This is a genomic window from Pseudomonas sp. EMN2 (genome assembly GCF_009650555.1).
In the GTDB taxonomy this organism is placed as follows: domain Bacteria; phylum Pseudomonadota; class Gammaproteobacteria; order Pseudomonadales; family Pseudomonadaceae; genus Aquipseudomonas; species Aquipseudomonas sichuanensis.
Map to the genome: position 1 here is coordinate 200206 of NZ_VZZR01000012.1, position 25996 is coordinate 226201.

The window sequence follows — 25996 nt, forward strand, 5'->3', positions numbered from 1 at the left end:
ACTTTTTTTCACAATTTTCTGAAAAACCACTGAACTGCCCCGTCTTCTCCCCCGCGCGCAACAACTGATAGCGATTCGTATTCAATTTTGCAGCCCGGCGACTGCCGGGGCGGGGATGTGGGATGACTCAAATTACAAGCCGCAAGTCGCGCCATGCGCGGGGTTGGTCGTTGCGCCTGACGAAAATGGCCGGTGCGGGCCTGCTCGGGCTGTGCTGCGCCGCAGCCGTTGCACCTGTTCACGCTGAAGATGAAACACCGCGGGCAGTGCTGGCCCAGGTCCATTCATTCGACATCCCCGCGCAGAAGCTGGCGATTGCCTTGATCAACTTTGGCCAGCAGAGCGGCCTGCAGGTAACGGTCGACCCCGACCTGCTGGAAAACCTGCACTCCACCGCCATCAGTGGCCAGCTCAGCAGCGAGGCGGCGCTGGCGCAGCTGCTGCAGGGCACTGGCATCACCTGGGACTACGAATACGGCGCCCTGTCCTTTCGCCTGCTGCAGGCCGACGCTGGCGCCATCGAACTGCACAACACCCTGATCCTCGGCGACACCGAGGAGAACAGCTTCATGGGCGCCACGGTGATCGACCGCAAGGCCATCCAGGCTTTCCCCGGTGCCAACGGCGACATCACCACGATGCTGCAGATGCACCCCAACGTGCAGTTCAGCACGGACCAGAAAAGCTCCAACACCCCCGGCGAGATCGACCCGGCCGACATCAGCATCAACGGCGCCAAGTTCTACCAGAACAACTTCATGATCGACGGCATCTCGATCAACAACGACCTCGACCCCGGCGCCCACGGCTACAACGAGACCCGCCAGTTCGACTCCTCGCCCAGCCGATCCCATGGCATCGCCCTGGACGCCGACCTGCTCGAAGAGATCAAGGTCTACGACAGCAACGTGCCGGTGGAATACGGCGGCTTCAACGGCGGCGTGGTCGACGCCATCACCCGGCGCCCGAGCCAGGACCTGCACGGCAAGATCTCCTACGCCATGAGCCGCTCGGAGTGGACCCGCTATCACATCAGCGGCGACGACCGGGAAAGCTTCGAGAACTCCTCCAGCGAGAAGAACCAGCCCGAGTTCAAGAAGACCACCCTGCGCGGCACCCTCGAAGGCCATTTCACCCAGGACTTCGGAGCGCTGCTCAACTTCTCGCAGAAGCGCTCGTACCTGCCGCTGCGCACCTACGCCAACGGTTACAACAGCCCCAACAACGACAACGAGCAGGAGCAGACCCGCGCCCTCGACAACTTTCTGCTCAAGACCTACTGGACGGTCAACGACCGCCTGAGCCTGGACGCCTCCATCGTCTACGCCCCGCAGGAGAACACCTACTTTCGCGAGGACGAGCGCAACTCCGGGTTCACCAACATCAACGGTGGCTGGCAGGGCTCGCTGAAGTCGGTCTACGAAGGCGACAGCGCGCGCTGGACCCAGCAACTGGCGCTGACCAACCTGTATGCCTCGCGCGAGTCCGACAGTGACCAACTGATCAACTGGTACTGGTCCACCAGCAAGGACTGGGGCAACCCCGACCGCGCCACCGCCCGTAGCGGCGAGGGCGGCTATGGCGACCTGTACCAGACCCAGCGCGGTGTCGACTACAAGCTCAAGGCCGACTGGCAGACCTTCAACCTCGGCTCCTCGCTGCACACGGTAAGCACCGGCGTGGAGCTGGGCTATCAGCGCGCCACCTGGGAGCGTGAGGACGACGCCTTGTCGATCCCCACCTTCAGGCGCGACAACGGCACCACCTGCGGCAGCGATCCTTACTGCTCCATCGGCCGGCAGCTCAACAACCAGACCCGCCAATACGGTTCGGCGATGATGGTCTACGGTGCCGGCAAGCTGGACCTGCAGCAGAAGAAGTACGCCCTGTTCGTCCAGGACGAGATTGCCTACGGCAACCTCACCTTGCGCCCTGGCCTGCGCTTCGAAGGTGACGACTACATGGAGAAGAAGACCCTGGCGCCGCGTTTTGCCGGTGACTACGACTTCTTCGGCGACCGCAGCACCGTGCTGGTGTTCGGCGCCAACCGCTATTACGGGCGCAACCTGTTCAAGTACCGCCTGGCCGATGGCCGCCAGGCCTTCACCACGCGCTATACCCGCACCAACCAGGCGGCAGACTGGAAGTTCGCCAGCCGCAACCAGAACCTGAGCAACTTCAGGACCATGGACATCCCCTATGACGACGAGCTGATGCTCGGCCTCAACCAGCGCTGGTTCGACACCGAGTTCCAGCTCAAGTACATCAACCGCAAGGGCCATGACCAGATCTACCGCACCCGGCCGTACTACAACCTGGACGAGAAGGATGTACCGGTCGGCTACAGCAAGGACTATTTCACCTACCTGAACGCCGGCACCAGCGAGACCGAGAACCTCAGCCTGACCGTGACGCCCATGCAGCCGCTGCGCTTCAAGGGCACCAGCACCAGTGTGCAGTTGGCCCTGGACTGGTCGCGCAGCAAAGGCGCGCACGGCGCTACCTACGAGGCCGGTGTGGACCGCGAAGAGCTCGACAACGAGCCGGTGGTGTTCGACGGCAATCTGGTCGCCTACGAAGAGCTGCCGGCCAGTGACTTCAACCGGCCCTGGACCGCGCGCCTGGTGACCATCACCGACATCCCGCAGTGGAACCTCGCGGTCAGCAATTTCCTGCGCTATCGCGGCCCCTACGACCAGGTGGTCAAGGTCAGCCCCGACGCCGAAGTCGACGGCAAGACCTACAGCCGCTACGAAACCGTCGCCACCGCCGGCGCGCCGACCTGGGACATGCGCCTGGCCTGGGACATTCCCACCGGCAAGGAGCAGGCGTTCTTCGTCAACGTCGACATCACCAACGTCACCGACCAGGTCAACAAGATCGCCAGCCGCGAGTCGGTCAACGTGGTCACCTACGAGGTTGGCCGCCAGTACTGGCTGGAAGTCGGCTACCGCTTCTGACCGCCCACACGACAAGAGATGCCCTGATGAAAAAGCTCCTCGCCGGCCTGCTTGGCCCGCTGCTGCTCGGCGCCTGCGCGTCGCTGCCCGAACCTGACGCGCCGCTGCCCTGGGACAGCGGGGTGGTCCACGGCCAACTGGCCAACGGCCTGGCCTACCGCCTGGTGCGCGACACCTCGCAGGCCAATCGGCTGGACCTGCGCCTGACGGTCAAAGCCGGCTCCGTGGACGAAGCCGACGACCAGGTCGGCGTGGCGCACATGGTCGAGCACCTGGCCTTCCACAGCCGCGCCGGCGGCCAGCACAACCTGCGCCAGCGCATGACCGAACTGGGCTGGGTGCAGGGGCGCAACTTCAATGCCGTGACCAACTACGAACGCACCCAGTACCTGATCGGCCCGCCGGCCGGCGTGCGCCAGGCCCCGCAAGCCTTACAGGCCCTGGCCGACCTGGTGTTCGCCCGCGACTACACGGCGGCGGACCTGGAGCGTGAGCGGCCGATCGTCATCGAGGAGTGGCGCGGCGGACTGGGCGTGGCCCAGCGCATGAACGAGCAACGCACCGCTTCGCAGCGGGTCGGCTCGGCCTACCCCGGGCACCGCACCATCGGCAACGAGGCGGCCATCCGTTCGGCCAGCCTGGAAAGCCTCAAGGCCTACCAGGCGCGTTGGTACCTGCCCAACAACATGGTGCTGTCGGCAGTGGGCGACTTCGACCCGCAGCAGCTCAAGGCACAGATCGAGCAGGCGTTCGGTGACGCCAAGGCGGGTGATGTGCCCAGTCGGTCGCAGCGCGAACTGCCGCTGGATGACAAGCTCAAGGTATTCCGCCTGCAGGACCCGCAATCGGGCAGCAACCAGGTAGCGCTGCTGCTGCGTCTGCATGAACCGGACAGTCGCGGCACCACCCATGCCGCCCTGCGCGAACGCTTGATCGACCGCATGGCCCTGGCCGCCCTGGTCGACAGCCTGCGCCGCCAGCCCCGCGATGCCGCCGTGCGCAGCCTGACCGCGCAGAAGACCCTGATCGGCGAGCACTCCACGGTGCTGGGCATCGCGGCCGGCGTCGAGGGCCAGGCCCACACCCAGGCGCTGCAAGCCTTGCTGACCGAAATCGAGCGCCTGCGCCAGCACGGCCTGGGCAAGGCTGACCTTGCGCGTGAGCGTGCGCATATCCGCAACCTGGCGAAAAAGACCCTGGCCAACCAGGCCCCACGCACCTTCGAACAGTGGGTGGAGCAACTGAACAATGCCGCCGTGCAGGATCGCCCGCTGACCGATCGCGTGGCGGCCACCCGGCGCTACCAGGAGGTGCTGGGCAGTATCAGCCTGCGCGACCTCAACGCCCGCCTGAGGCTGTGGTTGGCCAGCCCCGACCGGGTATTGCAGATCAGTGCCCCGGGCACCTCGGCGGTGGCGTTGCCCAGCGCCGCCCAAGTGCAGGCGCAGCAACTGGCGCTGGCCGAACGCTCGCTGCAGGCCCCGGTGCGCAAGGCACCGGTCGTACCCGCCAAGCCTGCACTCACGCTGGCGACCGCGCCGGCAGCCGCCAGCATTATCGAGCGCAAGGCGTTTCCCGCCCAGCAGGTCGAGCACTGGCGCCTGAGTAACGGCGACCGCCTGGTCTGGCTCAAACGTGCCGGCCCCGACGGCAAGGCCGTGCTGCAGGCTGAATCTTCCGCCGGCTACCGCGTTGCCGATGCGCCGGCCTGGCGCTTGCAGATGGCCGCCCAGCTGGCCGTGCGCAGCGGCACCGTCGGCATGGCCCCGCAGGCCCTGGCCGACTGGCGCCAGACACAACGTGCAACGCTGAGCTTCGACCAGCAACCCCAGCGCCTGCAGCTGAGCCTGGGCGTACCGCCCGAGCAACTGCAGGCGATGTTGCAGAGCTACCGCGTCAGCCAGCTGGCGAGCATCGACCCGGCGCTGTTTGCAGACTCCCGCGACGAACTGCTGCAACGTATGCGCAGCCGCCCCGATGACGTGCGCAGCCGCCAGGAGGCCGCACAGCGCCAGCTCAAGTACGGCGCCGACCACTGGCAGGCGCCGGCGATTGGCGAGGTCGAAGCCCTGACCGTCAAGCAACTGGATGCCGACTGGCTACGCCTGGCCAGTGCGCCGGTGACCTACTACCTGATGGCCGACGTGCCTGCCGAGCGGCTGCAACTGCTGGTGCGCCAACTGCTGGCGACCATCCCCCGCAACGCGCTGCCTGTAGACAGCCAGCCCGCCCTGCAGCAGCCCGGCCAGCGCCGCGCCGACCTGGCCATTGCCCTGGAGCCGCGGGCGGTAGTGCAGGCCAGCAGCTACCACGAGCAGCCCTGGAGCCCGGACGCCGCCGTGCGTGTGGCGGTGCTCCGCGACCTGGCCAACCAGCGCCTCAAGGCGCAGCTGCGCGGTGAGGCCTCGGGCGTGTACCGGCTGAGTTTCGACAGTGAGTTGAACCCCGACACCCAGCGCGTCGAAAGCAGCCTGACGTTCACCTGCGACCCGGCGCGGGTCGATGAACTGTGGACCATGGCCCAGCGCACCCTGGCCAGCCTTGAGGTCGATGAAGCCTGGGTGGTGAGCGAGCGCCGCGAGCTGTTGCGCCAGGAAAGCAAACGCCGCGACGATGCCCAGACCCAGTTCAAGCGCCTGGTGCTCAGCGACCGCCGCTGGCAGGATCCGCGCTACCTGCAGACCCAGGCACAGCTGCCCGAGGCACTGACCCTGCCCGAGCTGCAGCAGCAGGCACGGCAGCTGTTCCCGCGCGCCAACCAGGTACAACTGCGCCTGCTGCCATCGGTCGCTGCACAGGAGCAGGCCCGTTGAACACCCTGCGCATCTTCTATCGCCTGTGCCGGCCGTTCTGGCGCGACCGTGGCCAGTGGATGGCCTGGCTGATGCTCGCTGCGGTGATCGGCCTGGGCTTGCTGGTGGTGCAGATCAATGTGCTGATCAACAGCTGGAGCAAGACCTTCTACGACACCCTTACCGCGTTCGACACCAGCGCGCTGTACGGGCTGGTGGGCCAGTACGCGCTGTACCTCGGCGCCTACGTGCTGATCTTCGTGTTGCTCGACTACATCCGCAAAGGCCTGGTGCTGCGCTGGCGCCAGGCGATGACCGGGCGCCTGGTCGATGCCTGGCTGGCCGACCAGGCGTTCTATCGCCTGGGCTTGAGCGGTGAGCCGGACAACCCCGACCAGCGCATCGCCCAGGACGTCGAGGTGATGGTCGACCTGTCCATCGAACTGGTGGCCTCGCTGGTGATCAACCTGGCCCAGGTCGGCGCCTTCGTGGTGATCCTGTGGAACCTCTCGGGGGTGCAGACCTTCAACCTGTTCGGTGAAACCTGGACCGTGCACGGTTATCTGGTGTGGATAGTGCTGGCCTACACCTTGTGCGGCAGCGTGTTGACCCATGTGATCGGCAGGCCGCTGCACCGCCTGAACTACGAGCGCGAACACCGCGAGGCCGACTTTCGCGCAAGCCTCTTGCGCAAGCGCGACCATGCCGAGCAGATCGCCCTGTACCGCGGCGAAGCCGTCGAGCGCCAGCAGCTGGTGCAGCGCTTTGCGGCCATAGCGCAGAACTGGCGGCAGCTGATGGGGCGCGAACGCGACCTGAGCCTGTTCACCGTCGCCTACCAGCGCCTGAGCCTGATCATTCCGGTGTTCGCCGCCTTGCCGGCGTTCATGGCCAAGACCATCACCCTGGGCGGGCTGATGCAGATCCGCAGTGCCTTCAACGCGGTGCACGATTCACTGAGCTGGTTCATCAAGCTCTACAACAAGCTGGTGCGCTGGAGCGCGGCGCTGGAGCGGCTCGACCAGTTCGAACAGGCCATCGTCGCCACACGCCGGCAACTCGGCACGGCGCCGCGCGGCGAATGCCTGTGCACGCGCAACCTGACCCTGTGCCGGCCGGACGGCAGCGTGATGCTCGCCGGGCTGCACCTTCAGGCGCAGCCCGGTCACTGGCTACGTCTGGCCGGGCGTAGCGGGCTGGGCAAGTCGACCTTGCTGCGTACCTTGCAGGGGTTGTGGCCGTATTGCCAGGGCGACTGGCAACTGCCGCCGGGGCGCAGCCTGTTGTTGCCGCAAAAGCCTTATATGCCGCGCATGCGCTTGCGCGACCTGCTGGCTTATCCACAGCTGGACAGCTTCGCCGACTGCCGCTTGATCGATGCGTTGGGCAAGGTAGGTCTGGCCGCGCTGGCTGGGTGCCTGGACGACGAGCAGGAGTGGGAACGGGTGTTATCCGGTGGCGAGCAGCAGCGGCTGAGCTTGGCGAGGGCCTTGTTGTACCGGCCCGAGACGCTGTACCTGGATGAATCCACCAGCCAGCTGGACATGGCCAGTGCCAAGGCGCTGTTGCAGATGCTCAAGGGTGAACTGCCGGCCTGTACGGTGGTGGGGGTGACCCATCAGGAAGGGGTGGCGGGGTTGTTCGATCGCACGCTCGAGCTGGCGAAGGTGCCGGAGGCGGTGTGAGCCTCGCGATAAGTCGGGGCTCTGACACCGCGTCGCCTTTTTCGCGGGTAAACCCGCTCCCACAGGTGCTGCATCGTTCTTGAAGAGGGTGCAGTACTTGTGGGAGCGGGTTTACCCGCGAAAAGGCCAATGAAAATTGGAAGTCAGGCGCGCTTGCTGTACTGCGCCAGTGCTGGCAGCAACTGCTTGTCGATGGCCTGGCGCACCGCCGGGAGAATAGTCGCGCTGCCGGTGTACATCTGCTCGACCATGCCCTTGAGCGCGCGCGCATTGGGTTCGGTCAGCCCGCGCACCACTACCTCGCAGGCCTGCTCGGCGCTGGCACCGGCCGGAATGTCGAAGCCCCGCGAGCGCAATTGGCCCAGCAGGTCGTCCTGATCAATCAGATCCGCATGCATCATGGCTGTTGTCCTCTGCTGCTGTTGTTTGCGACCGATTCTGTGTCGCCTGCGACAACCCGGCAAGGGCAGATTGTCGCGATGGCTGCTTTGGCTAAGAACAGGTCGTTTACGGCTAAATCGCGACACCGGGAAGCCAGCACACTGAAGTCATTCACGGCATTGAGGGTTTGGTCACCCTCGCTCTCGCACAGTGGATGTTGCTCGCTCTTGGCCCCGCAAGCTCACGGCTTTGCGGGGTTGTTTTTTTGGGGCTGCACAACGCCTTTTCGGTTATGCAACTGGGAACTCTGTGAGGCGACGGGGCTGTGTGAGTTTTGCTCTGCTACGGGAAACCAAACCTCGTAGGATCAGGGCATATGCGTAAGCTATTCAGTTTGATAATACCGGCAGGCACCGCCCTGCTCCTGTCGACAGCCTGTTCGGCAACACCACCACCGGCAGTCTCCATTGCCAGTGCGACGCCACAGCTATTCATGCTTGAGCCCACACCCGATCGCGACACACTGAAACGATCGGCGGATGGTCATCTGGCCCGCGTGCTGGCCGATCCGGCCAGTCAGGAAGTGACATTCATCAAGTTGAGCTCTGCGCTTGTCAACGGCCAGACCCATGACTTGGCGGTGACGATGCCCAATGGCAAGACTGCTCAGTTTCACTTGCGGGATTTCAGCACCATCACGGCCGGCATCGAGGGCTGGGTCGGTTACAAGCCATCAAATTGGAAATCGGCCCATGCATCGTCGTCGGCAGCGGAAATCGATATCGACCCGTTGTACTACCTGTCGCTTGCGCGGGAAGGGGATACGGTTGTCGGCAGCGTCATCGTCGACGGCCAGCGCTACCGGATAGATGACCTCGGCGCTGGCAAGCAGGTTCTGATCAAGGTCGACGAGTCGCAGTTGCCGCAAGACGCCGAGCCATTGCAGGCGAATATGGCTGGATCTGTCGATGACACACCCGGCAAAGTTCACGGGTCAGCCCACAGTGTTCTGCGCGTGCTGTTCTTGGTGACGAACCAACGAAAAGCGGCCACTCCAACTTACAAGCTCGTATTGGCGAATGCGCTCAATGATGCCAACCAGTACATGATCAACAGTAATGTCGGCGTCACTTACGAGTTGGCCGGGTTCTATGAGGGGGAGTATGACGAGACAGGCAGAAGCTATACCCAGCAACTGAATGACATCCGTCTGGCTCAGCCATTTGCGGGAGAAGTGCTCAAGCGGCGGGAAGCTCTGGGTGCGCACCTCGTGTCAATGTATTCAACGGCACGTCAAAATTGTGGGATGGCTTGGCTCACTGCCTCCAAGGCTCAAGCACACTCGGTCATTTCGTGCCCAGCTTCCCTCGCACACGAGCTTGGCCATAATTTGGGCGTGAGTCACGGATGGACGGAAGGTGACGCACAGCGCAAACCACCCTATATGCATGGTTACCGTCACAATACGGCACCTACGTTTCGGACCATCATGACCGGCACCGCAGGCGCAATCCCGTTTTTTTCCAATCCTCGCTTGCAATACCAAGGGGTTCCGATGGGAACCACCAATCATCACGACGCCGCCCGGCGTTTCAACGAACGCAGGGAAACTGTCGAGAACTTCTACCCGCCTGCGATGGAGTTCACGCTGTACGAGCATGAGAACTATGAAGGGCGTTCTTGCACGATCGTGAATGTTGGATCGAAATCGTCTTCGGTATTGGCAAACTGTGGCCCTGGCTGGAATGACATGGTTTCTTCGGTGAAAATCCGAGGTTTCGTGCCAGGTGCGCGTGCAACACTCGAGAGCGGGGGTGAGACGCTTATCTGGAGCAAAGGGAATGCCGGGTATACCGGTGAATTGAATATCCCTTCGATGGATAAGGCCCCGATACTACCCCCTGGCATGGAACGAATCTGGGCGGGGCCTGCAAATGATCGCTTGCGGTTCGTGGGTAGCAGTTTCATGGGCCACTGAGCACGTTAGTGTCTCCCGTTGTTCAGATGAGCTGAACAACGGGTATCCCTCACGCCGGAAGGCTTATGGTCCTGCCAACATGCCTCGGTAGTACTTCCTCTTTCTGTTGATCGACGATGTTCTGCAAGCAGGTGATGGTGCCTTGCCCGAACGGCGCCGACTTCGGCCCCGCCAGGTCCACATGCAGCAGCATCTGCTCGCTGGCTGCCAGCGCCTCGTCGAACCCCGCCCGGTGCAGGCTGTGGTACAGGTGCAGGCGCTTCTTGTCGAAGCCGATGATCTGCGTCTGCACCCATACCTCGGTATCGAGCTTCACCTCGTGCAGGTAGTTGATATGCGCCTCCAGGGTGAACAGCGAATGCCCGCTCTGGCCACGGGCGTCGGCGTCCAGGCCGATGCGCTCCATCAGCGCGTCGGTGGCATAGCTGAAGATCAGCAGGTAATAGGCGTCGCGCAGGTGGCCGTTGTAGTCGACCCAGTCGGGCAGCACGGCTGTGCGATAGGTGGTCAGTGCGGGCATCGTCGTCTCCTCAGTCGCCGAAGGCCATGCCGTGCTTGGCCTTGCTGTTCTTCACCGCTTCCAGCACCGCCAGCAGGGTGTCGTCACGGTAGCGTTCCAGCGCGGCGATGCTGCGCTCGCCCAACTGCTCAGAGGTGCCGTCGACCACATCGTCGATCAGCTTGTCGGTCAGCTCCGGTGCCGGCAGGTAGGTCCAGGGCAACTGCAGCGCGGGGCCGAACTGGGCCATGAAGTGGCGCATGCCGGCATCGCCCCCGGCCAGGGTGTAGGTGAGGAAAGTACCCATGAACGACCAGCGCAGGCCTGCGCCGAAACGGATCGCGTCGTCGATTTCGCCGGTACTGGCGACGCCGTCGTTGACCAGGTGCAGGGCTTCGCGCCACAGCGCTTCGAGCAGGCGGTCGGCGATGAACCCCGGGACTTCCTTGCGTACATGCAGCGGGCGCATGCCCAGCGCGGTGTAGACAGTCTTGGCCGCCTCGATGGCTTCGGGGCTGGTGTTGCGGCCGCCAACGATCTCCACCAGCGGCAGCAGGTACACCGGGTTGAACGGGTGGCCGACCACGCAGCGCTCGGGGTGGGTGGCCGACTCGTAGAATTCGCTGGGCAACAAGCCCGAGGTGCTGGAGCCGATGATCGCGTTCGGCTTGGCGGCGGCGCTGATCCTGGCGTGCAGGTCGAGCTTGAGGTCCAGGCGCTCGGGGGCGCTTTCCTGGATGAAGTCGGCGTCGCGCACGCATTCCTCGATGGTGGCGACGAACCTGAGGCGATCCTGCGCGGCGCCGGGGGCCAGGCCTTGCTTCTCCAACGCCGGCCAGGCATTGGCGATGCGTTTGCGCAGCGCCGCCTCGGCGCCGGGCGCCGGGTCCCAGGCGACCACATCCAGGCCGTGGGCCAGGGCGCGGGCGACCCAGCCGCTGCCGATGACGCCGCTACCCAGGGCGGCGAAGGTCTTGATGTCGGTGATAAAAGGCATATCGGGCTCTCTATGTTCTTGATATTGGCGCGGGCCCTGTGGGAGCGGGTTTACCCGCGAAGCAGACGCCGCGATGGATGGCACCGGCAACGCCGGTGATCGCGGGGCAAGCCCGCTCCCACGGCTCAGCGACGCTTGAGGTTCATCTTTTCCCGGCCTTCGGCCGGGCTGAGCACGCGCCCACCCATGCGGGTGATAATCTCGGCGGCGCGCTCCACCAACTGACCGTTGCTGGCCAGCACACCACGGTCCAGGTACAGGTTGTCCTCCAACCCCACCCGCACGTTGCCGCCCAGCAGCACCGCCTGGGCGGCCATCGGCATCTGCATGCGGCCGATGCCGAAGCCGGCCCAGGTCACATCGGCGGGCAGGTTGTCGACCATGGCCTTCATCGTCGTGGTGTCGGCCGGCGCGCCCCACGGGATGCCCAGGCACAGCTGGAACAGCGGGTCGTCCAGCAGGCCTTCCTTGATCATCTGCTTGGCGAACCACAGGTGGCCGGTGTCGAAGATCTCGAGTTCGGCTTTGACGCCCAGCTCGGTGATGCGCTTGGCGCCGGCACGCAGTTGCGCCGGGGTGGAGACGTAGATGGCGTTGCCGTCGCCGAAGTTGAGGGTGCCGCAGTCCAGGGTGCAGATTTCCGGCAGCAGCGCCTCGACGTGGGCCAGGCGTTCCAGCGGGCCGATCAGGTCGGTGCCGGCGCCGAACTCCATGGGGGTTTCGCCCGGGCCGATCTCCAGGTCGCCACCCATGCCGGCGGTGAGGTTGACGATGATGTCCACGTCGGCTTCGCGGATGCGCTCCATCACTTCGCGGTACAGCGCCACATCGCGGCTGAAGCGGCCGGTTTGTGGGTCGCGGACGTGGCAGTGGACCACGGTGGCGCCGGCCTTGGCGGCTTCCACGGCGGCTTCGGCGATTTGTTTCGGGGTGACCGGGACCAGGTGGCTCTTGGCGACTGTGTCGCCAGCGCCGGTGAGGGCGCAGGTGATGATGACGTCGTGGTTCATGTTTATGTTCCTTGTGTGTCTGTCAGGGCCCTATCGCGGGGCAAGCCCGCTCCCACGCAGGTGGCGTGTACATATGTGGGAGCGGGCTTGCCCCGCGATGGGGCCGGATCAGTTGGCAGTGAGCTTGAGGTTGTCGGCGGCCGGCTTGCCGTCGAAGGTGGTCACACCTTCCAGCCAGCGGGCCTTGTCCTCGGGGTGGTCCTTGAGCCACTGGCGGGCCGATTCCAGCGCATCCTTGTGGTCGAGCAGCGGCTGCATCATGCGGCTCTCGTCCTCGGCGCTGAAACTGAGGTTGGTCAGCAGGCGGTGGGCGTTGGGGCAACGCTCGGCGTAGTCTGGCGCGGTCACCGTCCACACCGTGGCGCGGCCTTCGTCCGGGCCGAGGGCGTCCTGGCTGTCACCCAGGTAGACCATGTCGATGTTCACGTTCATCGGGTGCGGCGCCCAGCCGAAGAACACCACCGCTTCGTTGCGCCGCACGGCGCGGTCGACCGCGGCGAGCATGCCGGCCTCGCTGGACTCGACCAGCTGGAACTTGCCCAGGTCGAACTGGTTCTTGGCGATCATCGCCTTGATCTGGGTGTTGGCGCCGGAACCCGGCTCGATGCCGTAGATCTTGCCGCCCAGCTCTTTCTGGAACTTGTGGATGTCGGCGAACGTCTTCAAACCCTTGTCGGCGAGGTACTTCGGCACCGCCAGGGTAGCGCGGGCATCCTCAAGGCTCGGCTTGTCGAGCACCTTGACCTGGCTGGCCGCCACGAACGGGGTGATGGTCTGGGTCATGATCGGGTTCCAGTAACCCAGGAACATGTCCAGGCGCTTGTCGCGGATGCCGGCGAAGATGATCTGCTGCGAGGCGCTGGTCTGCTTGGTCTGGTAGCCCAGGCCGTCGAGCAGCACCTGAGCCATGGCGCTGGTGGCGATCACGTCGGTCCAGTTGACCACGCCCAGGCGCACGTCCTTGCAGGCGGCGGGTTCAGCGGCGAAGAGCGGGGATACCACGGTGGAACTGAGGGCGAGGGACAACAGGCTGCGGCGGATAAAGCGTTGCATGGTGGCTCTCCATCGGCAGTGCATATTGTTATGGGTTCCGGCCTCTGCGGGCCGTGAGAACACGCTACGCTGGTGACGGGCCGGGAAATCGCACTCTGGCGACCAACACTTGCACGCAGGCGACCACTTTTGGTGGGGAGCATGGAATGTCGGAAACGCTGCATTTCCTCTTGTTGCCAGGCTTCTCGGCCATGGGCTTCATCAGCGCCATCGAGCCGCTGCGGGTGGCCAATCGCTTTCGTGGCGCGCTGTACCAGTGGCGCGTGCTCAGCCTCGATGGCGGGGCGGTGCAGGCCAGCAACGGCATGTCGGTGAATGCCGATGGTGCATTGGGCGAGGATGAACAGGTGCGCCTGCTGCTGGTGGTGGCCGGCTTCGAACCGCTGGCCTGTTATGGGCCGGCACTGCAGCAGGCGCTGCGCCGCCTTGACCATGAAGGCGTGGTGCTGGGCGGCATCGACACGGGCGCCATGGTGCTGGCCGAGGCCGGCCTGCTCGATGGTTATCGCGCCACCCTGCACTGGGAGGCACTCGAGGCCTTCAAGGAGCGCTATCCGCGCCTGCAGGCGACCCAGGAACTGTTCGAACTGGACCGCCGACGCATCACTTGTGCCGGCGGCACCGCGTCCATCGACCTGATGCTCGACCTGATCGCCCAGGCCCATGGCAGCGAGTTGGCGGTGCAGGTGTCCGAGCAGTTCGTGCTCGGCCGCATCCGCCCGCGCCAGGACCACCAGCGCATGCAGATCGCCAGCCGCTATGGGTTGCGTAACAAGAAGCTGGTGAAGGTGATCGGCGAAATGGAGCGCAATACCGAGCTGCCGCTCAACACCCAGGTGCTGGCCGAGGCGATACAGGTCACCCGGCGCCAGCTGGAGCGGCTGTTCCGCCTGCACCTGGACGACACGCCCAGTGGTTTCTACCTGCGCTTGCGCCTGGACAAGGCCCGGCAGCTGTTGCGCCAGACCGACATGAGTGTGCTGGAAGTGGCGGTGGCGTGCGGGTTCGAGTCGGCGTCGTATTTCACGCGGTGCTATCGGGCGCGGTTCGAGCGGTGCCCGAGGGAGGACAGGCTGGCCAAGGTAGTTTGATGTTCGCCTGCACCGGCCTCTTCGCGGGTAAACCCGCGAAAGGGCCGGAGCAGGATTACTGCTGGCCAATCCCCTGCAGGTATTCGGAGCGCTCATCGCTACGCTGCGCCACGCAGGTATTCCAAGCCGCCTCGAAGGCCTTGCTGCCAGGTTTCTCGGCATAGGTCTCGACCTTGCAGTCGGCATCGCGCAGCTGCGCCCACAGCTTCTCGGCTGCCTCCATGCGTCCGGTCAGCGCGCTGGCCTTGTCGCTTTCGTCCGCATATTGATCGCGGATGCGCTGGATCAAGTCGTCATAAGCAGCCTTCAGTTCGCGCTCGGCGGTTTGCTTGTTATAGGCCGCGCACGCATAGGTCTGCTGGTCGCTCTCGACGTTGTCGCAGGGCGTGCTTTCTTCCTCGGCGGCGTGGGCACCGCACGCGACGGCCAGCAGTACCAGCCATCTGATTGCTTTCATCGGTCATCTCCTGGAACGGGCGTTAACGAAGCCGACGGCGATTCTCGCCCAGAGTGACGGGCTCGAACAGTGAAAAAATGAATGCATTCGATCGGTTTTGGTGGATGTACCTGATAAAAATGCCAGTTTCTCGATGCTCGTTCTTCCCATAGCGTGATCAGGAGCCTGCCTATCGGAGTGACCGCCATGTTAAGCGAACGCAAAGCAATGTTCTGGCGAGGGATGATGATAATCAGCGCGACATTGCTGATGAATTGCACTGCCGCCGCACTTGAAAAGGAAGCGATCAAGGTTGCCTCGCCGCAAGCCGCGGTGGGATGTGACAGTGATTCGGAAACCTTCGCGGAATTCATGAAGCCAGGGTGGAATCTGCTACCTTTTTATCCAAATAATACGCAGCTGATGATCATCGGTTCCGACCCGCAGGCGTATCGCTATATGTCCTCGCGTAGTCCCTATAATGAAAATATTGATGACAGATGGCCGAACGCTGTTGTACCGGTCTTCCAAGCCATCGCTGCCGAACGCAGTGCGGTAAATTATTATGTGCCTTTCATCATAAATGGCGATTTGACCGAATTCGGTCATGGCGGGGAGCGGAGGACCACTCGGTTTTACTTGAAGAACTACTTGCCGGGCGGTGTCGGGGGGCCATTATTTCTGCCAGGGCTGGGGAATCATGACTATGACAATAATGTCAACGATTGCGAAAACAATGGCTGCGCGCGCGACTCTGTCTGTGATCTCATCACTTGGGTGCAGGCGATAAACCCCAAAGATGCCTTTGACTACCAGTACGTCTCCGGTAATCGCCACATAGGCTCTCTCGCCTATTCGGTGACGGTTGGGCGTGTCCATATCATCCAGCTGAATCAGGAACCCTTCTATACGCGTTCTTTCTCCACCGGTGGCAACTCCACTGGAAAACCGAGACGTTATTTCGACATCACGAGTTCCATGCAGTGGTTGCAGGATGATCTTCGGATTGCCTCGGAGCGGGGTGAAGCGATCATCATCAATATGCACAAGCCCACTGGCTGGGTCACGGATGATCTGAATGCCGCCTGGTTCGCTGAGCTCGTTAGCCACTATAACGTCACTGCCATCTTCGCGGGACATTTCCACAACAGCATTGGCCGTTATTCGAGCCGAGGCGATGTTCCTGTTTTTCTGAGTGGCGGATTGTTGGCGAAGAGCTATCTGCGCTTAAAATTTAATTGGACTAGTATGCAGTTGTCTGTAGAGCCGGTGTTGCTCGACCAAGGGCCGCGAGCGCCGTCCGTGGTGGACATACGAAGACAGGAGCGGAAAGAATATGTAGTAATTACGCTTTATGAGCATGAAAATCGTCAAGGGGCGAGTTGTAAGTTTATTTTGAGCGATCGCGAGACCAAGGCGGGTCAAGCTTTTCCTTGTTTGTTTAATTTTGGATATAGTAATTCTTCGGCCCGAGTTGACGGGTTTGCTGCGGGGTCAGAACTTTGCTTCATGGGGCGGATGGGAGAGACTCGATGCATAAGAGGGAATTATTCCGGGTCCTTTAATCTGGACACCTTCAATGGTACGCCGTCGCTGCCTAACGGATTGGTCATGAGTTCCAGCGGCGGAAGCATGAATGATAATTTGAAGGCTGCTGCCTATAATGTTGAGTGGAACACCATAGAGCTGTACGAGCACGAGAATTTTGGCGGGCAAAAATGCTCGATACGCGTTAGGCAGTATGAAGCCGTTGATGTCGAAAAGGACTGCGGGGCAGGGTGGAAATACAAAACATCCTCGGCCAAAATTCTTGGCTTTAAACCGGGTTCTATTTTCAGGTTTGAAACGGAAAATCGTATTTCCTTTTTTTGGGATTACAGAAGTACGAATTTTCAAGGCGATTTGGATATTCCAAGCTTCATCACGCCAGGGCCGCTTCCTTCAGGTGTAGAGTTTTATCAATCGGGACAAGTGAACGACCGAATCGAGATGGTTTGGCGCCCTCTATAGCTAGCGCTACTCACCCCCCCGATAGCTGCATAGCAGGCCCTCTCGCTCAGGGCCTGCGCCCTTTGTTCCTCGATTGACGCTTTCGGCAAACCCCCTGTCGTTTTTGCATCGGGGCGTCGTCAGCCGCAGGCATATGCTGGCCCCAAAGCGCCGACACAAGGTTTGGCGCCAGCAAACTCAATAAAAGGGGACAGCCTGATGAGCCCAGCCGAACTTCACGCCGACAGCATCGTCATCGACGGTTTGATCATTGCCAAGTGGAACCGCGAGCTGTTCGAAGACATGCGCAAGGGCGGGCTGACCGCGGCCAACTGCACCGTGTCGGTGTGGGAGGGCTTCAAGGCCACCGTCGACAACATCGCCGCCAGCCAGAAGCTGATCCGCGACAACAGCGACCTGGTGATGCCGGTGCGCACCACCGCCGACATCCGCAAGGCCAAGGAACTGGGCAAGACCGGCATCCTCTTCGGCTTCCAGAACGCCCATGCGTTCGAAGACCAGATCGCCTATGTAGACGTGTTCAAGCAGCTGGGCGTGGGCATCGTGCAGATGTGCTACAACACCCAGAACCTGGTCGGCACCGGCTGCTACGAGCGTGACGGCGGCCTGTCGGGCTTCGGTCGCGAGATCGTCGCCGAAATGAACCGCGTCGGCATCATGTGCGACCTGTCCCACGTCGGCTCCAAGACCTCCGAGGAAGTCATCCTCGAATCGAAAAAGCCCGTCTGCTACTCCCACTGCCTGCCGTCGGGGCTCAAGGAGCACCCGCGCAACAAGTCCGATGCAGAGCTCAAGTTCATCGCCGACCACGGCGGCTTCGTCGGCGTGACCATGTTCGCGCCGTTCCTGGCCAAGGGCATCGACTCGACCATCGACGACTACGCCGAGGCCATCGAGTACACCATGAACATCGTCGGTGAAGACGCCATCGGCATCGGCACCGACTTCACCCAGGGCCATGGCCAGGACTTCTTCGAGTACCTGACCCACGACAAGGGCTACGCCCGTCGCCTGACCAACTTCGGCAAGATCATCAACCCGCTGGGCATTCGTACTGTCGGCGAGTTCCCCAACCTCACCGAGACCCTGCTCAAGCGCGGCCATTCCGAGCGCGTGGTACGCAAGATCATGGGCGAGAACTGGGTCAACGTCCTCAAGGATGTGTGGGGCGAGTAAGCCGCACTCCAAGCCTGAAAACCCCGGCCAGCAACGCCGGGGCCTCCCAACAAAAAATTTTATGGAGTTGAGTTTCCATGGCCAAGATCGCCCCGCAATTGCCAATCGAAGTCGACAGCGAGACCGGTGTCTGGACCAGCGACGCCCTGCCGATGCTCTACGTGCCACGGCATTTCTTCGTCAACAACCACATGGGCATCGAGGAAGTGCTGGGCGCCGACGCCTATGCCGAGATCCTCTACAAGGCCGGCTACAAGTCCGCCTGGCACTGGTGCGAAAAAGAAGCCGAGTGCCATGGCCTGGAAGGCGTGGCGGTGTTCGAGCACTACATGAAGCGCCTGAGCCAGCGTGGCTGGGGCCTGTTCAAGATCCAGGACATCGACCTGGATAAAGGCACCTGCAGCGTCAAGCTCGAGCACTCGGCGTTCGTCTATGTGTACGGCAAGTGCGGCCGCAAGGTCGACTACATGTTCACGGGCTGGTTCGCCGGCGCCATGGACCAGATTCTCGCTGCCCGCGGCAGCTCGATCCGCACCGTGGCCGAGCAGGTCTACGGCGGGTCGGAAGAAGGCCACGAAGATGGCCTGTTCGTAACAAAGCCGTTGTAAGCCGGAGATAGCGTCATGGCCTTCGAAGCAATGTTCCAGCCGATCCAGATCGGCAAACTGACCATCCGCAACCGTGTGCTCAGCACCGCGCACGCCGAGGTGTATGCCACCGACGGCGGGATGACCACCGACCGCTATGTGAAGTACTACGAAGAGAAGGCCAAGGGCGGCATCGGCCTGGCGATCTGCGGCGGTTCGTCCGTGGTGGCCATCGACAGCCCGCAGGAGTGGTGGTCGTCGGTCAACCTGTCGACCGACCGCATCATCCCGCACTTCCAGAACCTGGCTGACGCCATGCACAAGCATGGCGCCAAGATCATGATCCAGATTACCCACATGGGCCGTCGCTCGCGCTGGGACGGCTTCAACTGGCCGACCCTGATGTCGCCGTCGGGCATCCGTGAACCGGTGCACCGCGCCACCTGCAAAACCATCGAAGTAGAAGAGATCTGGCGCGTCATCGGCAACTACGCGCAGGCTGCGCGCCGCGCCAAGGAGGGCGGCCTGGACGGCGTCGAGCTGTCGGCGGTGCACCAGCACATGATCGACCAGTTCTGGAGCCCACGGGTCAACAAGCGTACCGACGAGTGGGGCGGCACCTTCGAAGGCCGCATGAAGTTCGGCATGGAGGTGCTCAAGGCCGTGCGCAAGGAAGTCGGTGACGACTTCTGCGTGGGCATGCGCATCTGCGGCGACGAATTCCACCCCGATGGCCTCAGCCACGAGGACATGAAGCAGATCGCCGCCTACTACGACGCCACCGGCATGCTCGATTTCATCGGCGTGGTCGGCTCGGGCTGCGATACCCACAACACCCTGGCCAACGTCATCCCCAACATGAGCTACCCGCCGGAGCCATTCCTGCACCTGGCGGCCGGTATCAAGGAAGTGGTCAAGGTCCCGGTACTGCATGCGCAGAACATCAAGGACCCGAACCAGGCCACGCGCATTCTGGAAGGCGGCTACGTGGACATGGTGGGCATGACCCGCGCGCACATCGCCGACCCGCACCTGATCGCCAAGATCAAGATGGGCCAGGTGGACCAGATCAAGCAGTGCGTCGGCGCCAACTACTGCATCGACCGCCAGTACCAGGGCCTGGACGTGCTGTGCATCCAGAACGCCGCCACTTCCCGTGAATACATGGGTGTGCCGCACATCATCGAGAAGACCACCGGCGCCAAGCGCAAGGTGGTGATCGTCGGCGCCGGCCCTGCCGGCATGGAGGCCGCCCGTGTGGCCGCCGAGCGTGGCCACGATGTGACCGTGTTCGAGAAGAAAGAGCAGATCGGCGGGCAGATCACCATCGCCGCCAAGGCCCCGCAGCGCGACCAGATCGCCGGCATCACCCGCTGGTACCAGCTGGAGTTCGCCCGCCTGAAGATCGACCTGCGCCTGGGCACCGCCGCTGACGTGGCGACCATCCAGGACCTGCGGCCGGACATCATCGTGCTGGCGGTGGGCGGCCATCCGTTCGTCGAGCAGAACGAGCATTGGGGCGCCGCCGAAGGGCTGGTGGTGAGCAGTTGGGACGTGCTCGACGGCAAGGTCGCACCGGGCAAGAACGTGCTGGTGTACGACACCATCTGCGAGTTCACCGGCATGTCGACGGCGGACTTCATCGCCGACAAGGGCAGCCAGGTCGAAATCGTCACCGACGACATCAAGCCGGGCGTGGCCATGGGCGGCACCAGCTTCCCCACCTACTACCGCAGCATGTACCCCAAAGAAGTGATCATGACCGGCGACATGATGCTGGAGAAGGTCTACCGCGAAGGCGACAAGCTGGTGGCGGTGCTCGAGAACGAGTACACGGGCGCCAAGGAAGAGCGGGTGGTGGACCAGGTGGTGGTGGAGAACGGCGTGCGTCCCGACGAGCAGCTGTACTACGCGCTCAAGGACGGTTCGCGCAACAAGGGCCAGATCGACGTCGAGGCGCTGTTCGCCATCAAGCCGCAGCCGATCCTCAGCCAGCCGGGCGAGGGCTACCTGTTGTACCGCATTGGCGACTGCGTGGCTCAGCGCAACGTGCATGCGGCGATCTACGACGCCTTGCGCCTGTGCAAGGATTTCTGATCGCAGAACCAACGCGGCATCTGTAGAGGAACACTGTGGGAGCCTCCCATGTTGAACACCCTTCTACCCATCCTGCTGTTCACCGCGCTGGCCCTGGCGGTGCTCGGCGCCCTGCGCCGGGTGCGCATGTGGCGGCGCGGGCGGCCGAGCAAGGTCGACCTGATCAAAGGCCTGCTGGCCATGCCACGGCGCTACCTGGTGGACCTGCACCACGTGGTCGAGCGCGACAAGTACATGTCCAAGACCCACGTGGCCACCGCCGGCGGCTTCGTGCTCTCGGCCGTGCTGGCAATCCTGGTGCACGGCTTCGGCCTGCACAGCAAGATCCTTGGGTATGCCCTGCTGGTCGCCACGGTGATCATGTTCAGCGGTGCGATCTTCGTCTTCAAACGCCGCCTCGACCCTCCTTCGCGCCTGTCCAAGGGCCCGTGGATGCGGCTGCCCAAGAGCCTGCTGATGTTCGCGGCGAGCTTCTTCATCGCGACCTTGCCGGTGGCCGGCATCCTGCCGGAAGGCACCGGTGGCTGGGTGCTGGTGGCGGTGCTTGGCGTCGGCGTGCTGTGGGGCGTGTCCGAGCTGTTCTTCGGCATGACCTGGGGCGGGCCGATGAAGCACGCCTTCGCCGGCGCCCTGCACCTGGCCTGGCACCGCCGCGCCGAGCGCTTCGGCGGCGGCCGTTCCACCGGCCTCAAGCCGCTGGATCTGGAAGACCCGAACGCGCCGCTGGGTGTGGAAAAACCGGTCGATTTCACCTGGAACCAGCTGCTCGGTTTCGACGCCTGCGTGCAATGCGGCAAGTGCGAGGCCATGTGCCCGGCATTCGCCGCCGGCCAGCCGCTGAACCCGAAAAAGCTCATTCAGGACATGGTCATCGGCCTGGCCGGTGGCACCGACGCCACGTTCGCCGGCAGCCCCTATCCGGGCAAGCCGATCGGTGAGCATGGCGGCCATCCGCACCAGCCCATCGTCAACGGCCTGGTCGATGCCGAAACCCTGTGGTCGTGCACCACCTGCCGCGCCTGCGTGGAGGAGTGCCCGATGATGATCGAGCACGTCGATGCCATCGTCGACATGCGCCGCCACCTCACCCTGGAAAAGGGTGCCACCCCGAACAAGGGCGCCGAGGTGCTGGACAACCTGATTGCCACCGACAACCCCGGCGGTTTCGCCCCGGGCGGGCGGATGAACTGGGCCGCCGACCTCAACCTGCAACTGCTCAGTGATGTGAAACGCACCGAGGTGCTGTTCTGGGTCGGCGATGGCGCCTTCGACATGCGCAACCAGCGCACCCTGCGCGCCTTCGTCAAAGTGCTCAAGGCCTCTGGCGTGGACTTCGCCGTGCTTGGCCTGGAAGAGCGCGACAGCGGTGACGTGGCGCGACGCCTGGGTGATGAAGCGACCTTCCAGCACCTGGCCAAACGCAATATCCAGACCCTGGCCAAGTACCAGTTCCAGCGCATCGTCACGTGCGACCCACACAGTTTCCATGTACTGAAGAACGAATACGGTGCCCTGGGCGGTGACTACCAGGTGCAGCACCACAGCACCTACATCGCCGAACTGATCGCCGCCGGCAAGCTCAACCTCGGCCAGCACAAGGGTGGCAGCGTCACCTACCACGACCCGTGCTATCTGGGCCGTTACAACGGCGAGTACGAGGCCCCGCGCGACGTGCTCAAGGCCCTGGGTATCGAGGTGCGCGAGATGCAGCGCTCGGGCTTCCGTTCCCGTTGCTGCGGCGGTGGCGGCGGCGCGCCGATCACCGACATCCCGGGCAAGCAACGTATCCCCGACATGCGCATGGACGATATCCGCGAGACCGAGGCAGAGCTGGTGGCCGTGGGTTGCCCACAGTGCACGGCGATGCTCGAAGGCGTGGTCGAACCGCGCCCACAGATCAAGGACCTCGCCGAGCTGGTCGCCGATGTGCTGATCGAAGACCAGGCCCCGGCCAGCGCCAAATCGCCAGCCAGCAAACGTGAACCTGCGGAGGTGCACTGATGAGCGACATCATCCGCCGCGACCCACGCGCCGAGTGGATCGCCCGTAACCGCCTGCACCCGCTGCATGCGGCTATGCAGACGCAACAAACCAGCTGGATGGGCCCCAACGGCCTGATGCGCAAGAACCCCCATGCGATCGCTGCCGGCTTCATCGGCCCCAGCGGCCTCAAGCGCATCGACCGCAGCGGCGCCCAGCAGGGTACCGGCGTGGGCGGGCGGCGCACGGCCGCCGCCGAGGTTCAGCTGCCGCTGCATCAGGTGGCCGAGCCTGCGTACTACATCGCCGTGGTGCCGGACATGGTCGGCGGTCGTCTCGGCAGCCACGACCGCGACCTGCTCGGCCTGGCCCACAGCCTGGCTGGCAGTGACGGCGCGGTGCTGGCCGTGGTGTTCGGTGAGCACAAGGAAAGCAACTTTTCCACAGCCGGCGTTGATCGCCTGCTGGTCATCGAGGGCGAGGCCTTCGAAGGTTATGCACCGGAGCAACTGGTCCAGGGCCTGCGGGCTGTGGATAACCAGTTCGCGCCACGCCACTGGCTGTTGCCCGATAGCCGCAGCGGTGGCGGCGAACTCGGCCGGCGCTTTGGCGCGGCCCTGGGCGAACGCCCGGCGACGCGGGTGTGGCAGGTCAAGGACGGCCAGTGCATCGGCCGTGCCGGCGCCGGCCAGCAGGATATCCAGCGCGACGTGCCACGCTTGATCCTGGCCGCTGCCGAATGCGCAGAGCCGGTGAGCGAAACCCGCCACGAAGCCTTGCCCGTGGAGTTGTCCACAGGCGTGGCGCGCAGTCTGTCGCGTATCGAGGACCTCGGCTCGGTGGCCGTGGACCCGGCCGCCATTGCCATGGCCGAGGCCGAGTTCATCGTCTCCGGCGGCAACGGCGTCAAGGACTGGGACCTGTACCACCAGGCCACCAAGGCCCTTGGTGCCACCGAAGGTGCCTCCCGCGTGGCGGTGGACGACGGCTTCATGCCGCGCAACCGCCAGGTGGGCGCCACCGGCACCTGGGTCACGGCGCGGGTCTACGTGGCTGTGGGTATCTCCGGCGCGATCCAGCACCTGCAGGGCATCGGCGCCTGCGACAAGGTGGTGGCGATCAACATGGACCCGGGCTGCGACATGATCAAACGGGCCGACCTGTCGGTGATTGGCGACAGCTCGGCGATTCTCAAGGCACTGATCGAGGCTGTGGACAACTACCGCAGCGGCGGCCAGCGCGACGCGGCATAAGGGCATGAGCATGAGTACGAAAGTCATCAGCCTGGTCTCGATTGGCGCTCACCCCAGCTCTGGCCGCGCACGCCGCGCCGAGCAGGACGCCCGCGCCGTGGAGCTGGGCTTGCAGCTGGCTGGGGATAACTTGCAGGTGGTGCATGCCGGTGATCCCCACGAGGAGGCTTTGCGTGCCTACCTGGGCATGGGGCTGGAGCACCTGGATGTCCTGGAGCAGCCCGCTGGCGCCGATGTACTGGGCGTGTTGGGCGACTACCTGCGCGATGCCGGCGCCCAGTTGGTGCTGACGGGCAGCCAGGCGGAGACCGGGGAAGGCTCTGGCATGTTGCCGTTTCTGCTGGCCGAGAAGCTCGGTTGGCCGTTGGTGGTCGGGCTGGCCGAAGTGGAATCGATCGAGAACGGCACCGCCCAGGTGTTGCAGGCGCTGCCACGGGGTCAGCGCCGTCGCTTGAAAGTGCGCCTGCCTTTGTTGGCAACTGTGGATAACGCTGCGCCCAAGCCCCGCCAGAGCGCGTTCGGCCCGGCGCGGCGCGGGGTGCTGGCCCCTCACGAGGTGGCGGTGGTGGACGACCCGGTAATGGGTGATGACGCCTTGCAGCCTGCGCGGCCACGGCCCAAGCGGCTCAAGGTGATCAAGGCCAAGAGCGGTGCCGACCGCATGAAGGCCGCCACGGCCAAGGCCAGTGGTGGTGGCGGCAAGGTGCTGAAGGATGTTTCGCCCCAGGAAGGCGCCGAGGCGATTCTCAAGCTGCTGGTGGAGGAGGGGGTGTTGCGCTGAGCAAACCCCGCCATTCAAGCCCTGCTTCCACAGGATTGCGCAGAGTTCGGCCTGGCGCTAACCCTGTGGGAGCGGGTTTACCCGCGAACACCGGCGAAGCCGGTGCCATCCACCGCATTGCCTGCTTCGCGGCTAAAGCCGCTCCCACAGGGTGCGCGTGAGCGTGCGGTGATAATTTTGCCCCCGAAATCTGTTCGCCAAGCTGTGGGTAAAGTGTTTGCGCTTCGCTACAGCCCTTTGAAATCAATGCCTTCAGTCGATTGATTAATTATTGACCAGGTCTTGCTCCAACTCTAACCCCTCAATTCCCCATCACTTGCCCACATTCGCTGTTAGCGGCCCTGTGGATAATCTGTTTGGACATGGCTACAGAGCCCGAATCATAGGGCTTGTAGAGGTTTGATCAAAAAGCGATCAAATCAACGTTCGAGGCCCGCCATGCCACTGAAATCAACGGGATAAGGTGTTTATCCACAACGGTTGTAGAACAGCCATCGCGCTTGTTCACAAACGCTGTTGGTCTCTCTGTGGACAAGGTGTTTGGTTGTTGCTGCAGCCCTTTGGATATATGGCCTGTAGCGATTTGATCATTTTTTGATCATTGTCTATCGGTTCCAGACCCTGTGGTTTTGCACAATCTGTGTGGCCCTGCCTGTGGATAAGTTGTTCGCTGCCTTCTCCAGGCCATGAATCACAAGGTCTGAAAGCGATTGCTCGAATTTTGACCAGCAGGCAATACCCACTACCCCTTATTTTTGCCAGTTTTACCGTTATCCCGGTGCGATTAGCCTAAGGTGGTCAAATCAGGGAGGCACTCCATGAGCCTTGTTCATTTGCTGGCAACTGACCGGCAGCGTTCTGTTCTCGACGATTCACGCGGTACCGCGAGGGCTTACACGGCATACGGGGCAACGATCCAAGGCGGGGCGATGAGCGCGTTCTGCGGCGAGCGCCTGGATGCCCTGACCGGTTGCTATCACCTGGGCAACGGACACCGGCAGTTCAACCCGGTGATCATGCGTTTTCATTCGCCAGATGCGTTTAGCCCCTTCGCTGAAGGGGGGCTGAATGCTTACGCTTACTGCGCTGGCGATCCCGTCAATCAAGCCGATCCAAGCGGGCGTTTCATCATCCCTACGTTGGTACAAGGAGCAGCCTTTCTCTCCAGCTTTATGACAGGTGGGGCTGGGTTAAACAGAAACTTCTACAATGCAGCGCAACGTCAGATCC

The 25996-nt window shown here is 63.2% G+C and carries 18 protein-coding genes and 1 pseudogene; 13 read left to right on the plus strand and 6 right to left on the minus strand.

Annotation, left to right across the window (positions count from 1 at the left end):
- The first annotated feature begins 122 nt into the window (after positions 1–122).
- Genes F6X61_RS05370 through F6X61_RS05380 form a run of 3 tightly spaced genes read left to right on the plus strand, consistent with a single transcriptional unit; the run spans position 123 to position 7437 of the window.
- Positions 123–2960, plus strand: a complete 2838-nt coding sequence (locus tag F6X61_RS05370) for a TonB-dependent receptor plug domain-containing protein (RefSeq protein ID WP_256671298.1) — start codon at positions 123–125, stop codon at positions 2958–2960.
- A 26-nt stretch (positions 2961–2986) separates the two neighbouring features.
- Complete coding sequence (locus tag F6X61_RS05375; RefSeq protein WP_153785713.1) at positions 2987–5773, plus strand: M16 family metallopeptidase; 2787 nt, start codon at positions 2987–2989, stop codon at positions 5771–5773.
- Complete coding sequence (locus tag F6X61_RS05380; RefSeq protein WP_153785714.1) at positions 5770–7437, plus strand: ABC transporter ATP-binding protein/permease; 1668 nt, start codon at positions 5770–5772, stop codon at positions 7435–7437. Before F6X61_RS05375 ends, F6X61_RS05380 begins: the two co-directional genes overlap by 4 nt.
- Positions 7438–7580: 143 nt before the next feature.
- On the opposite strand, the gene F6X61_RS05385 is transcribed toward F6X61_RS05380, so the two are convergent.
- Positions 7581–7838: a hypothetical protein gene (locus F6X61_RS05385; protein WP_125462261.1), complete on the minus strand. Its 258-nt coding sequence runs from the start codon at positions 7836–7838 to the stop codon at positions 7581–7583.
- Between the two features lie 356 nt (positions 7839–8194).
- On the opposite strand from F6X61_RS05385, the gene F6X61_RS05390 reads away from it, so the two are divergent.
- Positions 8195–9796, plus strand: coding sequence for a reprolysin-like metallopeptidase (locus F6X61_RS05390; RefSeq protein ID WP_153785715.1), 1602 nt, complete (start codon positions 8195–8197; stop codon positions 9794–9796).
- A 49-nt stretch (positions 9797–9845) separates the two neighbouring features.
- On the opposite strand, the gene F6X61_RS05395 is transcribed toward F6X61_RS05390, so the two are convergent.
- From F6X61_RS05395 to choX, 4 genes are all read right to left on the minus strand, one after another.
- Complete coding sequence (locus F6X61_RS05395; protein ID WP_153785716.1) at positions 9846–10316, minus strand: thioesterase family protein; 471 nt, start codon at positions 10314–10316, stop codon at positions 9846–9848.
- A gap of 10 nt (positions 10317–10326) precedes the next feature.
- Entirely contained in the window at positions 10327–11292 is a 966-nt protein-coding gene (locus tag F6X61_RS05400) for an L-carnitine dehydrogenase (protein ID WP_153785717.1), read from the minus strand.
- A 125-nt stretch (positions 11293–11417) separates the two neighbouring features.
- A complete protein-coding gene (locus F6X61_RS05405) occupies positions 11418–12302 on the minus strand; it encodes a 3-keto-5-aminohexanoate cleavage protein (RefSeq protein WP_153785718.1) in 885 nt (294 codons plus the stop codon).
- A gap of 108 nt (positions 12303–12410) precedes the next feature.
- A complete protein-coding gene (choX, locus tag F6X61_RS05410) occupies positions 12411–13355 on the minus strand; it encodes a choline ABC transporter substrate-binding protein (RefSeq protein ID WP_153785719.1) in 945 nt (314 codons plus the stop codon).
- 146 nt (positions 13356–13501) lie between these two features.
- Between choX and F6X61_RS05415 the strand changes: the two genes are divergently transcribed.
- Positions 13502–14446 carry a GlxA family transcriptional regulator gene (locus F6X61_RS05415; RefSeq protein WP_153785720.1) on the plus strand — a complete coding sequence of 315 codons (945 nt, stop codon included), beginning with the start codon at positions 13502–13504 and terminating at the stop codon, positions 14444–14446.
- 55 nt (positions 14447–14501) lie between these two features.
- On the opposite strand, the gene F6X61_RS05420 is transcribed toward F6X61_RS05415, so the two are convergent.
- Positions 14502–14903 carry a lysozyme inhibitor LprI family protein gene (locus F6X61_RS05420; protein WP_153785721.1) on the minus strand — a complete coding sequence of 134 codons (402 nt, stop codon included), beginning with the start codon at positions 14901–14903 and terminating at the stop codon, positions 14502–14504.
- Positions 14904–15089: 186 nt separating this feature from the next.
- On the opposite strand from F6X61_RS05420, the gene F6X61_RS05425 reads away from it, so the two are divergent.
- The 8 genes and pseudogenes from F6X61_RS05425 to F6X61_RS27490 all read left to right on the plus strand — a co-directional run.
- Positions 15090–16892 (plus strand): metallophosphoesterase, encoded by a 1803-nt coding sequence (locus F6X61_RS05425; RefSeq protein WP_153785722.1) that lies wholly within the window; start codon positions 15090–15092, stop codon positions 16890–16892.
- Between the two features lie 198 nt (positions 16893–17090).
- Positions 17091–18068: a dipeptidase gene (locus tag F6X61_RS05430; protein ID WP_016392223.1), complete on the plus strand. Its 978-nt coding sequence runs from the start codon at positions 17091–17093 to the stop codon at positions 18066–18068.
- Positions 18069–18145: 77 nt separating this feature from the next.
- Positions 18146–18676, plus strand: a complete 531-nt coding sequence (locus tag F6X61_RS05435) for a DUF5943 domain-containing protein (RefSeq protein WP_153785723.1) — start codon at positions 18146–18148, stop codon at positions 18674–18676.
- Positions 18677–18691: 15 nt separating this feature from the next.
- Positions 18692–20752, plus strand: a complete 2061-nt coding sequence (dgcA, locus tag F6X61_RS05440; protein ID WP_153785724.1) for a dimethylglycine demethylation protein DgcA — start codon at positions 18692–18694, stop codon at positions 20750–20752.
- A gap of 48 nt (positions 20753–20800) precedes the next feature.
- Positions 20801–22753: a dimethylglycine demethylation protein DgcB gene (gene dgcB, locus F6X61_RS05445; RefSeq protein WP_153785725.1), complete on the plus strand. Its 1953-nt coding sequence runs from the start codon at positions 20801–20803 to the stop codon at positions 22751–22753.
- Positions 22753–23985, plus strand: coding sequence for an electron transfer flavoprotein subunit alpha/FixB family protein (locus F6X61_RS05450; protein ID WP_153785726.1), 1233 nt, complete (start codon positions 22753–22755; stop codon positions 23983–23985). Before dgcB ends, F6X61_RS05450 begins: the two co-directional genes overlap by 1 nt.
- A 10-nt stretch (positions 23986–23995) precedes the next feature.
- Positions 23996–24766, plus strand: coding sequence for an electron transfer flavoprotein subunit beta (locus F6X61_RS05455; RefSeq protein WP_153785727.1), 771 nt, complete (start codon positions 23996–23998; stop codon positions 24764–24766).
- Positions 24767–25581: 815 nt separating this feature from the next.
- Positions 25582–25887, plus strand: a pseudogene (locus F6X61_RS27490) (RHS repeat-associated core domain-containing protein); the annotation flags it as partial.
- Positions 25888–25996 lie beyond the last annotated feature (109 nt).